Here is a 14,249-nt window from a genome sequence, read left to right as displayed (position 1 = left end):
TTTCAGGTGATTACATCGGTGGCTGGAAGCCATCCTTGCCAACTGCAATGCCGCGCGCGGTGGTTCCATCTGCGGCGGGGAACACGACAATTTTCGTACCTTTGACCAGTTCATCGGCTTTGCCTGGCTCGACGTAGGCAATTGGCACATCGTCCGGTACGACGATTTGTTTCTCGCCACCCTTGTAGTTGACGGTCAATGTGCGGCCGTCAGCTTTGGACAGTTTCCCCACGGTACCGTTGGTCATGGTGCCTGTGCTGCCATCCGCGTTCTGCCAGCCATAATGACCTTCGCCGCTGCCCTTCAGGCTGGCGTCAAAAACCGTCACCTCCAGCGCCTTCAATGTTCCGTTGGCCTGCGGGATGGCCGCCGAGCCAATGAAGCTGTCGGATTTGATCGATTCGATATTGGCCTTCGATACCCGGTTGATACCGGTCTTGTCAGTCAGTCCGATAGTCTGCTGGGCGCCGGAGCGGACAGTGAATGTCAGCGTATTGTTGCTGACGCTTTCCACCGTGCCACGCAGCGGTTTGATCACCGGCATGTCAGCCGCGGTAGCAATGACGGCAGCACTGAGCATCAACAAACCGAATGTGGTAGACAAGGCGTTTTTTAGTTGCATGGTGACGATTCCTCATGGGGTGATGTGCCGCCATCCTCGACCGCAGACCGGGACGTCACGATGACCGCCGAATGACATTTTTGTCATTCGTCAGCCCTGCCCATGAATGACAGAAATGTAACCGACTGCGCCCGCTCATCCCGTTACACTGCACAGCCGAGATACCGATGTCGCGGGCTGAATCCTGTCATGAAGAGACCCGAGCGCGCCTCACGATGCATATCCTGCTGATCGAAGATGACACCAAAACAGGTGAGTACCTCAAAAAGGGGCTCGGCGAGTCCGGTTACAACGTCGACTGGACCCAGCACGGCGCCGACGGCCTGCACATGGCCTTGCATACGACCTACGATCTGATCGTGCTGGACGTGATGTTGCCCGGGATTGACGGGTTTCAGATCATCGAGCTTTTGCGCGCCAGACAAGACGTCCCCGTGCTGTTCCTGACCGCGCGCGACCAGTTGCAGGACCGCATTCGCGGCCTGGAACTGGGCGCCGATGACTACTTGGTCAAACCTTTTTCGTTTACTGAACTGCTGTTACGCATCCGCACCATCTTGCGTCGCGGTGTCGTGCGCGAAGCCGACCATTTCCACCTCGCCGACCTCGAGCTGGATCTGGTCCGGCGCCGCGTTACACGCCAGCAGCAGGTGATCGTGCTGACCAACAAGGAGTTCGCCCTGCTGCATCTGTTTCTGCGCCGGGCAGGCGATGTGCTGTCCAGGACACAGATCGCTTCGGAAGTCTGGGACATGAATTTTGACAGCGATACCAACGTGGTGGACGTAGCGGTCAAGCGCCTGCGCAGCAAGGTCGATCAGCCCTACCCTATCAAGCTGATCCATACCATTCGCGGTATCGGCTATGTCTGCGAGGTGAGGCCATGCGGTCCCGACGCCAACCCTCTCTGACCCTGCGATCGACCGTGGCGTTTTCCATGGTAGCGATGCTGGCCGTGGCCGGTGCAGGCGTTTATCTGTATCAGACGATGAAAGCCTCGGTATTGGTGTACAGCGATCATGCGGTCATGGGCCGCCTGGAACATTTTCGCAAGCTGCTGCACTACGAACTCGCCATCGAAAAGCTGCGCGACAGCCCGCAGATTTTCAAGAACATGCTCGACAGCGAAGACGACATCTTCATCATTGAAGAGCCCGGACAGCAACCGGTAATCCAGGTAAATCCACTGAACGTCACGTTGCCTGAACTGCCCGTGATCGGCCAGGATACAAAGCTGAGCGTCAGTGACCTGCGTAGCGGCGTGACCGACTCGGGAACAATGCTGCGCGCCGCCTCCGTCGTCACGACGTCGGGGGGACGTGAAGTGCGCCTGACCGCCGCGCACCTCATGGGCAAGGAAATGGCTATGCTCGCGGCGTATCGCGAACGTATCTACCTGGCCGTTGCCCTTGCGTTTCTGGCCACCGCGTTGCTGGGTTACCTGGTACTGCGTCGAGGGCTGCGTCCGTTACGCAAGATGGCCGCGCATGCGGCAGCGATAACACCCGAGCGTCTGCACAGCCGTATGGACAGCTCCGATACGCCGGTTGAACTGCAACAGCTGAGTGACGCCTATAACGCGATGCTCGATCGTCTTGCCCGGGGTTATCAACGATTGACGCAATTTTCCGCTGACCTTGCCCATGAAATCCGCACGCCGGTGGGGTCGCTGATGGGGCATTGCCAGGTCGCCCTTCGCCAGCGCCGCAGCGAGGATGACTATCAGGCACTGATCGCTTCGAACCTTGAAGAGCTCGAACGGATCTCGCGCATCGTCGAAAGCATTCTGTTCCTTGCGCGCGCCGATGAAGCGCACGCACTGGTGGAGCGCCAGCAACTATCGCTGCATGACGAATCGCAGCGCATTGCCGACTATTTTGAAGGCTTGGCTGAAGAGCGGCGAATGACCGTACAGATAACAGGCGATGGAAACGTGCTCGCTGACCCTTTGCTGCTGCGCAGAGCCTTGAGCAACCTGGTGGCAAACGCCGTTCGCTATGCCTACGAGGGCACCGAGATTCAGATCCGGGTGATGGAAACCCCCGGCGGAGCCCGCATTGAAGTGGAGAACCAAGGGCCTGTGCTGAGTGACGAAACCGTGGGCAAACTCTTCGACCGCTTTTACCGCGGCGATGCGTCTCGCCACCAGAACTCTGACTCCTACGGCCTTGGCCTCGCCATCGTCGTGGCAATCATGCAACTGCATGAAGGTCACGTGCGTGTCGAACAGCCAAAGCCCGGGGTTATCTGTTTTTCGCTGTCATTCCCTGGAGCTTGAACGACGTCGGCGGACAGTGCTTGTCGTTCGCTGCCCCCAACTGAAACTCATGCGCGCAGGTCAACTGTCTGAGGGCTTGCCCAGGCTCTGGTGCTCGACCGGCGCATACTTTTCTTCGCCAGCAACGGGTACCCAGTCCTTCAAAGGTGTAAGAAAGTGCAGTTCAAAACGACGTGACAAGAACGCCCATCTTCCGTCCCGACGTTCAAACCTGTCGTGGTACAGCCCGCTGACTTGCACCGGGCCTTTTTCAATGTCGTGAAACAGGCAATCCGCAGCCACCGTACCCACCGCGCTGTCACCCTTAATATCGATCAGCGGGTTGGCCATCCAGTGATGCATATGTGGCATCTGGCGCCAGCTGTTTTGCGCCATCGCGAGGATTTCGTCACGGTTTCCGGCTTGGCCAAAACCCGGTAGATCCAGTGCTGATTCTTCGTGCCAGATACCGCTCAGGAGCGAGGCGTCGATGCGGTCGAAGGCATTGGCGTAGGCGTTTATCAGCGACTCGATGGCGGCGCGACTTTCCAGGGCGTCCAGTCGGGCGGTCAGTTGTTCCATGTTCATGATGGGGTTTCCTGCTGAGGCTTCGCATAAGCGACGAAGGCAGCCCTCCGCGAGGGCTGCGCTACGGTTGAGCACGTGTTCAGATCTGCGACAGGCCGCCGTCGACCATCAGCTCCACACCGTTGACATATTTCGCATCGGCAGATGCAAGGAACAGCGCCGACGAGGCGATTTCTTCAGGTTGGGCCATATACCCCAGCGGAGTGATCTGCTCGACGTGTTGGCGCAGCGCGGCAATGTCGCTCTCGCTCATCTTCAAGCCGTTATCCATCAGAGGCGTGCGGGTGAAGCCAGGGCTCAGGACATTCGCTCGAATCTTGCGACCTTTGAGTTCGTTGGCCCAAGTCCTGGCGAAGGACCGTACTGCGGCCTTGGATGCGTTGTAGAGGCTCAGTCCTTCCATCCCATTGCTGGAACAGATAGAGGCCGTCAACACGATCGACGCACCGTTTTTCAACAATGGCATCAACGTTTGAACGGTAAAAAAAACCCCCTTCACGTTAATGTCGAACATGTTGAAATAAGCCGCCTCGGTGGTCTCGCCCAGCGGGTTCTTTTCGCAAATACCCGCGTTGGCAAACACTGAGTCCAGCTGATCGTCGCGCGCCTCAATTGTAGCTTTGAGTTTATCGAGATCAGCCTGGCTGGCGACATCGGAAATGACCGCTACGACTCTGTCGCCTAGCTTCGCCACCGCCGCCTCTAGCGTGGCTGCAGAACGACCCGTGATGTAAACACGCTTGGCTCCCTCGGCAATCAAACCTTGCGCAATTGCAAACCCGATCCCTGTGGATGCCCCGGTGACGACTGCAACCTGATTAGCGAATTTGCCTGACATATCTGACTCCTCAGTCTCGATTATGTGGCTCGACTGGAACCACAGTGCGGCCATTTTGAGAGGAGTCAGGGGCTGAGCGGCACTGCCATAAATGAACATTGGCCGTTCATTTATGTGAGGCGTAAGGGAAGGTTTGATCGTTTAGATTGGAGTCAGCTGATTCAGAGCATGACCTGCAATCGAGAATATTCTGGAACCGAAGGGTTCCAGGAAGGAGACCTTATGCCTAAGACAAAAGTCGCCCCCCCGGAACCGCGGCGTTGGTTGATGTTCACCATCTTGTTGGTCGGTGCATTTTTACCGCCGCTGGATTTTTTCATCGTCAACGTAGCGCTGCCTTCAATTCAGCAATCGCTAGGCACGGCCTCCTCCGCCGAACAGTTGATCATCTCCTCGTATGCGGCGCTTTATGCCGTGACACTGATTACCGGTGGACGGCTGGGTGACATCTATGGCCGCATGAGAATGTTCTTCGTTGGTCTGGTTGGCTTTGCCGTTGCCTCACTGATCTGCGGTGTAGCCGAGTCACCCTGGGTGTTGATCGCCGGACGTTCGCTGCAAGGCGTGACGGCAGCCATCATGGCACCTCAGGCACTCGCATCAGTGCAGGCGATATTCCCCGACTCCGAAAAGCCCTTGGCACTGAGCCTGTATGGCGCGGTCTTTGGTCTGGCTTCGGTAGTCGGCCAGGCACTTGGCGGAATATTGATATCGCTCAACCTGATGAACCTGGGCTGGCGGGCGATATTTCTGGTGAATTTACCGATTTCGTTACTGGTCATCCTTGTCGCCATTCCAGTGGTCAAGGAAACCCACGCACCACAGACAAGCAAGCTGGATCTGGGCGGAACGCTATTGTCGATGGTGACGCTTGCGGCTCTGATCATTCCTCTGATCGAGGGGCGTGAATCGGGTTGGCCTTTGTGGGCCTGGCTGTCGCTTGCAGCGGTGCCGCTGCTGGCCTGGCTGTTCTGGCGCTACGAAGCCCGCCTGCATCAAGCGCAAGGTGCTCCGTTGCTGAATCCTGCCGCACTGCGCGCGCCCGGTCTTGCCCGGGCACTGCTCGTCGCCCTCACCTTTTACGCGATCGGCGTGTTTTTCCTGCTGCTTTCCATTTATCTACAGGGAGCGCTGCACACGAGCCCACTCAATGCAGGCCTCGTCTTCCTTCCTTTCGGCGCGGGATTTTTGCTGGGACCGCTTTCCACCCCTCAGTTCAGGCGTTTTCTGGGGGCATACGTCAATCCCGTCGGAATGGGGCTTGAAGTGTTGGGATTTGTGCTCTTGGCCTGGCTCGTGGCGCACACGCCGATGTCCGCCAGCCCCGCTGCGCTGCCCCTTGCCGTCATTCTGTTTCTGATCGGTTTCGGACAAGGATTAGCCCTTCCGACATTGATGCGCATGATCACAGGACGTGTGGCACCCGCATACTCCGGCATGATTGCAGGCATTACCAGCTCCACCCTGCAAATCAGCACGTCACTGAGCGTGGCAATAATAGGCGGCATTTTCTACACCCTTCTAGGCACGGATACGGACGCGGCTGCCATCACCCACGCTTTCACCGTCTCCATACTCTGCATCGCAGCATGCCTGGCGGTAGGCGCGGGATTGAGCCTTACCCTGACGCGCCAACCTGCTACTGATCCGCAAACGGCGGCCATGCACCCAGCAGAGTGAGTCAACCGCATGCCTGATTGCCGATCATGATGGAAGCAAGATCGGCAAGAGCACGAAGGCTGTCCATCTGGCGCATGTCCTGGTGGTAGCCCATCCATATGTCGCGACCCGGTGGCGGCTCGTGCGGATCAATCAACCGCAGCGCCGTTAATTGGTCACCCAAGGCGCGGGGCAATACGGCAACGCCCTGCCCCTGCGTGCACATTTGCGCCTGGACTGTGCGGCTGCTACTGGTGAACACGGTACGCGCCAGAGGGTAACGCTGCTGCAGCCACTGCACATCGGGATAATGAGACTGGGCAACACTCATGGTAATCAAACCAACCCCCTCGCCCTGTGGCTCGGGATCAGCAGATCCGACGGCCGTGTATAACCCATAGCTCAGGGAGATCAGCTTGCGGTGAACAATATCGGGTTCGGTGAAAGGGACGATTCGAAACGCGATATCGGCGTCGCGACGAGCCAGGTCAAACAATCGATGCCCGGCGATAACCTCAGGCACAATCAGAGGGTAACGTCGCCCCAGTTCACTGAGGACGGGGGCCAGCACATAACAGGCAAACCAGTCAGCGCAAGAAATGCGCAACACACCTTCTGGCTGGGCGCTGTCGCCCGCCAGGCGCCTTTCGATGGCCAACGCACTCTGCTCCATTTCCTGCGCTAGGCTGAGCAGCTTCTCTCCGCTGTCGGTCAGTACCAAACCTTGGGTGGTACGCAGGAAAATGGGCTGGCCACTGGACTGCTCAAGCACCTGCAAGCGCCGCCCCACGGTCGGATGGCTAACACCCAACAGCTTGGCGGCAGCGCCCAATGACCCACTGCGGGCAATCGCGAGAAAGATCCGCACATCACTCCAGTCCATACTCTACCCCGTACAAAAATGAACAGTGAGAGTGCAGTAATGGCAGTGCCGTAGCAATCCCAGGCTCGACATACTTCTCTGCATACACCTTCGTCGAAACACCAACCGAGGGACTGCAAATGAAGATTGGCTTTATCGGTGTGGGAAGCATGACCAGAGCGATCATTCCGTTGCTCATCCGGGCCGGCCATCACGTATCGGCATGGAACCGTAGTCACGCTGCGATTATGGATCTCGAAGGAGTAAGCGTTCTCGAATCCCCGTCCTCGGCCTTTCAGCAAGAGGTCGTCATCAGCCTGCTGGCCGATGATGCCGCCGTCAGGGAAGTGCTGCTGTCCAGCGCTGCTCTGGAAAATGCAGACAAGGCCTGCGTGCATGTCGTGATGTCGACTTTGTCGCCTTCACTCATGGTCGAGTTGCAGGGCATGCATGATGCAATCGGCATGGCATTGGTCGCGGCACCGGTTTTCGGCGTGCCCGCCGTGGCCGCGAGCGGCGAGTTGAACATCCTGGCGGCCGGATCGCAGCTAGCTGTCTCGACGGTTCAACCGCTGTTTGACCTGCTCGGGAAAAAAACCTGGTATCTGGGCGATCAGCCTGAACACGCGTGTATCGCGAAAATCGCCGGCAACATGATGATCACTCAAGCCATCCAGTCGCTGGGCGAAGCAAGCGGACTCGTTCAACGCCACGGACTGACCCCTTCGATTTTCGTCAACCTCATGACCCAGACCCTGTTCGCCTGCCCCAGTTATCAACGGTATGGGCAGAACATCGCCAACAACAGCTTTGAACCGGGTTTCAAACTGTCTCTTGGCCTCAAGGATATAAATCTGGCTATTGATGCGGGCCGTCTCAAGGACCTGGAACTGCCTGCTGCGGATGCAGTGCGATCGAAAATGACGTCGGCAGTAGCCCGGGGAGACGGGCACAAGGACTGGTCGGTCTTCGCTACACAGACACTTACCCAATCAGCCGTTCATGCCCAGCAACCCTGGCGAAGCGCACCGATAAAACGTACGCGGCGTGGCAACTTCTGGGTGACCGGCGCCCGTGTTACCCAGAACGGTAAAAATTTCCAGAAGGGTCCGATGTACGTAGCCTGGGAATCCCCTGAGCACATCACTCAAGCCTATCCCGTGGTGCTGGTGCACGGCGGCACGCTGCAGGGCACCGAATGGCTGGATACACCCGATGGTCGCCCGGGATGGGCGCAGCGGTTCCTCGAAGCGGGCTTCGTAGTCTTTCGCGTCGACAGACCCGGCCACGGGCGATCGCCGTATCACCCCGACATCATGGGACCGATGGGGCCAGCGTTCTCCTATGAACGCGCCCGCGAAGTTTACTTTCCAGAGGGAGGTGGAGAAACGCAGTGGCCGTTTGAGTCGGATGACGAAGCAGCGTTTGACGCCTTCATTGCAGCTTACGGCCCCATGCCGGCTGACCTTGCGGCCTCGCAGACCCTGGACGCGGACCGACTGGCCGAACTGCTCGACAGAATCGGTAAGGCCATCATCGTTACGCATTCCGCTTCCGGGCCCAGTGGCTGGTTGGTCGCCGATCGTCGACCCGACCTGATCGCAGGGATTGTGGCAGTGGAGCCTATGGGGCCGGTATTTGGCCATACGCCGGGTATAGGCAGCCTCGAATGGGGACTGACCGCCGCCCCTTTGACCTTTGATCCGCCTCGCGAGACGGCGGAGCAAGTCCGCACAGCAGAACCATCAACCCTGAAAATTCCCGGATTGCAGGGCGTTCCGGTAGCGCTGATGACAGGTGAGACATCAGCGTTTGCTTCTTACGCATCCAGCATTGTCCCTTTCCTGCGAAATGCCGGTGCCAACATTCACCACCTGGATCTACCGGCACTGGGTATTCACGGCAACGGCCACGGATTGATCTATGAACGCAATTCAGACTCGGCTTTCAAGGTAGTCATGCAGTGGCTGGAGGAATCGTTGAACATGCCCGATCCCGCGTAAAGCGCCTGCTCAGGTTCTCCGTCCAATCATGGAAGGACCAAGGAAGGGTACAGACAAGCCCCTTAGAACAACTGCCACGAGGTTATCCATGGACAATTCCGACATCACGCGTCAACTCTCGGCATTCAGACAAACCATCGACAATATCGACGCCGCGCTCATCCACATGCTTGCTGAACGGTTCCGCTGTACTGATGAGGTCGGCTTGCTTAAAGCCCGACATCAATTGCCAGCGGTGGACAAGAAGAGAGAGCAGCATCAATACGAACGTCTGACAGCCCTCGCCCAGGAGGCCAACCTCGATACGGCCTTCGTCCAGAAGCTGATGCAGTTTGTCATCGGTGAAGTGGTCGACCGCCACAGACAATTTGCGACCAGGCATAACCCAGGACTCTGCGAGGGCGCTGTCCTCAAACCTGAAAACACCGCCGTCTAACCCGCCGCCTCCCCTCACTAGACGCCCGGGAATTGCTGATAGATCGCAGACAACTCGATAGAGAAGCGACTGAATAAGCCCCTTTCTCCGACCGATTCCTGAAAGGCAATTAGACTATCAAGACGAGCAGAACCGCATGAAATGGCCAATGATCGATCAGATTCGCAGTTTCACTGTTTTACCCTCTGGCTACACATGGGATTACCTGAAACGCGAGGAGATCGATGTAGCGATAATTTTTTTCCAGACGTGGTTTCCCTCCATTACGGTGGGGTTAGGGAGCCCTTTTCTGAACCAGCAATTTTATGAAGACAACGTGGTGCTCGAAGACGATCTGGAGCGGGCGATGTTCGCTATAGTGGTCCGCCGAAATCATGAAATCGTCGCGATAGCAACGTGGGAAAAAATTGACGGCGCTGATGTCATCTTCGGGCGAGTGGGCGCGGTAGCCAAACATCATAGACAAACCAAACTGGCCGTAGCTGCCCAAGACCTCGGAGAAAAAATGGGAAGGTTCATGGGAGCGGGCTTGATCTATGGTATGGCGACAACCAGCGCTCCGTATATGCAACAAGCATTGGAGCATGCGGGTTACAAAGCCGTAGGAATAATGCCTGGCTTCGACCAAGAGGAAACAGAGCCAGGAATCGTTCGCAGGGTTTACGAAGTCATCTACGCAAAACGACTCGCCCCCAACTCAAATTTTCTGATTCCTTCAGTACACAACCTCACACCGACCGTCGCTCGGCTTTATGCAGAAATATTTCACGAAACAATCAGGGCTGAATGAGAGGCAAGCATAAAACCAGTGTGTTTCGGATCAAATAAAGATCCTCGCTCACGCTGATTGCGTTGCTCGGGAGCGCCGCTTTAGCTTGCGTGCCAAAAGAACGCGAAGGCGCACCGAATACCAGGTACTGCCATACTGGAGTCAGTCGCAGGTCACCATTCAAGATCACTCGCACACTCAATGCGATTGGGGGCAAAAGGGGCGGCAAATAACAGCATTATCGACCTGAAAACGCCTTCCTAGAGCCTAGTCAAAATGTTTTTTGGTGATCCGGACAGCCTGTAACAGAACTCCACTAGATTATATAAAGACCTTTCATAATTGGTTCTTTAAAAGGTGCGGGTGACTCATGGCAGTCCCTCAAAACAAACAAGAACTGCTCAGCGTCATCAAGCAGGTGCCTGCGCATCGGGTCAACGAACGCAGCCTACATGAAGCCGCTGCCGGCAGCGGTGATGTCATAGGCGACGGCGACATCGCGACAGGCTCTACGTCATTTCCTGGCGCGGCGCGCAGCCCAGCGACCAACCGAAGTTCATGCCCGCAGCCGCCAGCAGAATGGCGCCCGCCCCGATCACCTGCAGGCCTCCAAGCGGATGCGCGAAGGCAACCCAGTCAACCAGGATGGCCACGATCGGATAGATGAATGACAGTGCGCCGACCAGCGTCGTGGGGATTTTCTGGATGGCGCTGTACAAAAGGGTCGACATCAGACCGGTATGGACCACGCCGATAATGATCAGGTAAGCCCAGGCACCCTCGATCATAGCGACTCTGGTGAAGTCGACGAACGGTGCCAGGGCCAGCACGCCTACCACCATCTGGATCAGCACGATCAGGTGCGCGGGCAAGTCCTTGAGGCGCTTGGTGATCGCCGCCGCGACAGCGTAGAAAAAGGCTGAAGCCAAGGCCAGGCAAACGCCCAGCAGGTAGTCGGCGCCTGCGGCCTGTCCATTGCCTTTGGCGGACACGATCAGCATCAGACCGGCGAAGGCCAGCAGCAGCCAGCCGACCTTGGCGAGGTTGAGGCGTTCCGCGAAGAACAGCACACCCAGACCAACCAGCATGAACGGCTGAACGTGGTAGACCACCGTCGCAATGGCGATAGTGGAATGTTTGTAGGCACTGAATAGCAGCACCCAGTTCAGAATCAGCGCCACACCGCCCAGGCATACCAGCAAGAACTGCCGAGCGTTGATGCGGCAGCGGCGCAGTACACCGAGCATCAGGCACGCGATCAGCATCGCCATTGCGCCAAACAGGCACCGCCAGAACACCACCGCCTCAGGACTCTGTCCCGACATGATGACGAACCAGCCCACCGTGCCGGAGATCACCATGGCCGAAATCATTTCCAGCGTCCCACGGGTTTTCGACTTCATCACTCACTGCTTCCCTGCTGTTGGCATTGCCGTACCCTGACCCGCCATTCGCGGGCCTGGCTCAAAAATAGAACTTTATAATGAATTAATGGCCGTTATACTGAACAGTGCACGGGTAAGCGTCAACCCATTCCAGGATGATATGCAGAACGAATGAACAGCAAAACGAACGAAACGTTGAGGAATAACGCCAGCCGAATTGAGTTACTGGCCCTTTCAATCAAACGCGAGCGCTTGGCCGCCGGGCTTTCCTTGACCGAGCTGGCGAAGCGCGCCGGAGTGGCAAAGTCGACGTTGTCTCAGCTGGAGTCAGGCATCGGTAATCCCAGCATCGAAACCTTGTGGTCACTGGCGATTGCAATGGGCTTGCAAGTCACCCGGTTCTTCGAACAACCCCAGCAGGCCCTCAGGATAATTCGCGCCAATGAGGGCATGACGGCCTATGCCGAGACTGCCCATTATGCAGCGACACTGCTCGCCGATTGCCCGGCGGGCGTGCAGCGCGATATCTACCGGCTCAACGTGCAACCCGGCGAAGTTCGGCGGTCCCAGCCCCACCCACAGGGCACCGTAGAGCACGTGGTGCTGTGCAGCGGCAGTGCCCATGTCGGCCCGGCGACGGGACCTGTGTTGCTGAATGCTGGCGACTACATCAGCTACCTGGCGAATGTGCCTCACGTGTTCGAAGCACTCGAGGCGGACACCACTGCGGTGATGGTGATAGAACATCCCTGAGGGTGCGAAAGGCTTCAGCGGCCTCCGAGCGCGGCCTAACCGGTGCGCTGTCGGCGGATAAACCTGCGGGCTAAAACACGAAACTGTGCCCGAGTTCTCCCTCCATCCACTCCAGGAAACGCCTGACCCTGCGAAAGCTCGAGTGCGATGCGCTTGCTGCGTGGCAACGTACCGTTGGTGCTCGACGAATACGGCTATAAATTCGAGATTGGCAAAGCCAAGACCCTGCGCACGGGCAACGATGTCCTGATCATTTCCACCGGGCTGATGACCATGCGCGCACTGGAAGCGGCCAAGGAACTCCAGGCGGAAGGCGTGGATGTCGCGGTGTTGCACGTACCGACCATCAAGCCCCTGGATGAGCAGACTATTCTGGCCGAGGCCAGAAAGTCGGGGCGCCTGGTCGTGACGGCGGAAAACCACTCCATTATCGGCGGCTTGGGCGAAGCCGTGGCGACCGTGCTGTTGCGCAACGGGGTGACGCCGACCTTCCGGCAAATCGCTCTGCCGGATGCGTTTCTCGATGCCGGCGCACTCCCGACGTTGCACGATCGCTACGGTATTTCTATCCAGGCGGTGTGCGCGCAGATCAAGGACTGGCTATAAGGGCTATCGGCCGCAGCTTCAGGCCTGCGGCAACCGCGCAACGACCTTGATCTCGAAATCAAAACCATACAGCCAGGTCACGCCGACCGCCGTGATCGTTGGAAAAGGCGCTTGCCCCCAGTAATGCGGTACCACTTCCCATACGTCTTCGAAGATTTTTTGCGGATCGACCATGAAGACGGTCACGTCCTGCACATCATCAAAGGTGCAACCGGCAGCAGCCAATACGGCATTGAGATTGTTGAAGGCACGGTGAACCTGAGCCTTGAGCTCCGGTTCGGGCGATCCGTCTTCACGGCTGCCGACTTGTCCTGAAACAAACAGCAGGCCATTACTGCGCACCGCAGCCGAGTAACGATTGCGCTCGTAAAGGTCCTGGCGTGCGGCGGGAAATACTGCGTCTCGAGTGTTCATCAGCAAAACTCCAGTGGTTGGTCAGCGACATCAACACTGTAGGGCGCTTGCCCAGGGCGGATAAACCAGCAATGCTGGCCATCACTGTTTGCGATTCCCAAACAATCTGGAGCGTCCATGGACCGTTTCGACGCCATGCAAGCCTTTGCGCGAGTGGTAGAGACAGGCAGCTTCACCCGCGCCGCCCGCACCTTGCACATGAGTAAAACCACCGTCACCCAGTTGATCCAACAATTGGAAGCGCGCTTGCGCGTGAAGCTGCTCAACCGCACCACACGCACGGTAAAAGTCACCGCTGATGGCCTCGCCTACTACGAGCGGGTGCAATTACTGCTGGCCGCCCTGGATGATGCCGACACCGCGCTGTCCGGGGCCGCAGCCGCGCCGCGCGGACGCCTGCGGGTCGACGTGCCCAGCCCACTGGCCCGTTTGATCCTGATCCCGGCCTTGCCGGCGTTTCATGAGCACTACCCGGATATCCAGCTGGACCTGGGCGTAAGCGACCGGAATATCAGCCTGATCGATGACAGCGTTGATTGCGTGATTCGCGGTGGAGAAATCACCGATATATCGCTAGTGGCACGGCACATCGCGGACTTGCCGCTGGGCGTGTACGCGGCGCCCGGTTACCTGGCACTGCATGGCACGCCCGCTCACCCGCGAGAATTGCAGGAAGGTACGCACCGTGTCGTCGGTTATCGCCAGGCGCGTACCGGCAAGGCGCTGCCCTACACGCTGCGACGCACAGAAGAAACCGTGGTAGTGCACGGCCGGCACGCGCTGACAGTCGACGATGGCAATGCCTACCTGGCCGCCGGCCAGGCCGGGCTGGGCGTGCTATGGCTGCCGCACTACATGGCGATGCAACCCGTGGCGAATGGCGAACTGGTCCGGCTGTTCGAAGACTGGACCATCGCGCCGATGCCGCTGCATATCGCCTACACGCCGAACCGCCATGTAAGCCGCAAGTTAAGGGTGTTCATGGACTGGGTGATGGAGTTGATGGCAGAGCATGTACCGCAGATTGCCCCGCCCTCGCCCGGCAGATGATGTTCCG

14 protein-coding genes and 1 pseudogene are annotated in these 14,249 nt (G+C 57.9%); 9 read left to right on the top strand and 6 right to left on the bottom strand.

Going from position 1 to position 14,249, the window contains the following annotated elements:
• Positions 1-10: 10 nt before the first annotated feature.
• Positions 11-622, bottom strand: a complete 612-nt coding sequence (locus AB4O35_RS19925; RefSeq protein WP_056859944.1) for a hypothetical protein — start codon at positions 620-622, stop codon at positions 11-13.
• A gap of 215 nt (positions 623-837) precedes the next feature.
• Here AB4O35_RS19925 and AB4O35_RS19920 point away from each other — a divergent pair, with 215 nt between their 5' ends.
• Positions 838-1,533 carry a heavy metal response regulator transcription factor gene (locus AB4O35_RS19920; protein WP_056859943.1) on the top strand — a complete coding sequence of 232 codons (696 nt, stop codon included), beginning with the start codon at positions 838-840 and terminating at the stop codon, positions 1,531-1,533.
• Positions 1,506-2,900, top strand: a complete 1,395-nt coding sequence (locus AB4O35_RS19915; protein ID WP_065873171.1) for a heavy metal sensor histidine kinase — start codon at positions 1,506-1,508, stop codon at positions 2,898-2,900. The genes AB4O35_RS19920 and AB4O35_RS19915 overlap by 28 nt, the downstream gene beginning before the upstream one ends.
• A gap of 60 nt (positions 2,901-2,960) precedes the next feature.
• Here AB4O35_RS19915 and AB4O35_RS19910 read toward each other — a convergent pair whose 3' ends face one another.
• Together AB4O35_RS19910 and AB4O35_RS19905 are read right to left on the bottom strand one after the other, a co-directional pair.
• The gene (locus tag AB4O35_RS19910) at positions 2,961-3,467 is read right to left on the bottom strand and encodes a nuclear transport factor 2 family protein (protein WP_083207141.1); all 507 of its coding nucleotides are present in this window, start codon (positions 3,465-3,467) and stop codon (positions 2,961-2,963) included.
• A gap of 79 nt (positions 3,468-3,546) precedes the next feature.
• Positions 3,547-4,305, bottom strand: coding sequence for an SDR family oxidoreductase (locus tag AB4O35_RS19905; protein ID WP_056860326.1), 759 nt, complete (start codon positions 4,303-4,305; stop codon positions 3,547-3,549).
• Positions 4,306-4,527: 222 nt separating this feature from the next.
• Here AB4O35_RS19905 and AB4O35_RS19900 point away from each other — a divergent pair, with 222 nt between their 5' ends.
• On the top strand, positions 4,528-5,985 hold the full coding sequence (locus tag AB4O35_RS19900) for an MFS transporter (protein ID WP_065873172.1): 1,458 nt from the start codon (positions 4,528-4,530) through the stop codon (positions 5,983-5,985).
• Position 5,986: 1 nt separating this feature from the next.
• Here AB4O35_RS19900 and AB4O35_RS19895 read toward each other — a convergent pair whose 3' ends face one another.
• Positions 5,987-6,847: a LysR family transcriptional regulator gene (locus tag AB4O35_RS19895; RefSeq protein ID WP_065873173.1), complete on the bottom strand. Its 861-nt coding sequence runs from the start codon at positions 6,845-6,847 to the stop codon at positions 5,987-5,989.
• Between the two features lie 119 nt (positions 6,848-6,966).
• Between AB4O35_RS19895 and AB4O35_RS19890 the strand changes: the two genes are divergently transcribed.
• The 3 genes from AB4O35_RS19890 (at position 6,967) to AB4O35_RS19880 (ending at position 10,055) form a co-directional block, all read left to right on the top strand.
• Positions 6,967-8,829 (top strand): NAD(P)-binding domain-containing protein, encoded by a 1,863-nt coding sequence (locus AB4O35_RS19890; RefSeq protein ID WP_256530503.1) that lies wholly within the window; start codon positions 6,967-6,969, stop codon positions 8,827-8,829.
• 88 nt (positions 8,830-8,917) lie between these two features.
• Positions 8,918-9,265 carry a chorismate mutase gene (locus AB4O35_RS19885; RefSeq protein ID WP_065873174.1) on the top strand — a complete coding sequence of 116 codons (348 nt, stop codon included), beginning with the start codon at positions 8,918-8,920 and terminating at the stop codon, positions 9,263-9,265.
• A gap of 136 nt (positions 9,266-9,401) precedes the next feature.
• The gene (locus tag AB4O35_RS19880) at positions 9,402-10,055 is read left to right on the top strand and encodes a hypothetical protein (protein WP_127927330.1); all 654 of its coding nucleotides are present in this window, start codon (positions 9,402-9,404) and stop codon (positions 10,053-10,055) included.
• 488 nt (positions 10,056-10,543) lie between these two features.
• Here the strand turns inward: AB4O35_RS19880 and AB4O35_RS19875 are convergent, their stop codons facing one another.
• A complete protein-coding gene (locus tag AB4O35_RS19875; RefSeq protein ID WP_460149206.1) occupies positions 10,544-11,437 on the bottom strand; it encodes a DMT family transporter in 894 nt (297 codons plus the stop codon).
• A 153-nt stretch (positions 11,438-11,590) separates the two neighbouring features.
• Here AB4O35_RS19875 and AB4O35_RS19870 point away from each other — a divergent pair, with 153 nt between their 5' ends.
• A complete protein-coding gene (locus AB4O35_RS19870) occupies positions 11,591-12,172 on the top strand; it encodes a helix-turn-helix domain-containing protein (protein ID WP_065880471.1) in 582 nt (193 codons plus the stop codon).
• 147 nt (positions 12,173-12,319) lie between these two features.
• A pseudogene (locus tag AB4O35_RS19865) lies at positions 12,320-12,778 on the top strand (transketolase C-terminal domain-containing protein); the annotation flags it as partial.
• Between the two features lie 18 nt (positions 12,779-12,796).
• Here AB4O35_RS19865 and AB4O35_RS19860 read toward each other — a convergent pair.
• Positions 12,797-13,192 (bottom strand): RidA family protein, encoded by a 396-nt coding sequence (locus tag AB4O35_RS19860; RefSeq protein ID WP_065873178.1) that lies wholly within the window; start codon positions 13,190-13,192, stop codon positions 12,797-12,799.
• A 117-nt stretch (positions 13,193-13,309) separates the two neighbouring features.
• Between AB4O35_RS19860 and AB4O35_RS19855 the strand changes: the two genes are divergently transcribed.
• The gene (locus AB4O35_RS19855) at positions 13,310-14,242 is read left to right on the top strand and encodes a LysR family transcriptional regulator (protein ID WP_065891013.1); all 933 of its coding nucleotides are present in this window, start codon (positions 13,310-13,312) and stop codon (positions 14,240-14,242) included.
• Positions 14,243-14,249 lie beyond the last annotated feature (7 nt).

This window comes from Pseudomonas sp. H1_A03 (assembly GCF_054685145.1).
Note: the sequence above shows the minus strand (reverse complement) of the source record. Positions and strands in the feature narration are given on the sequence as shown.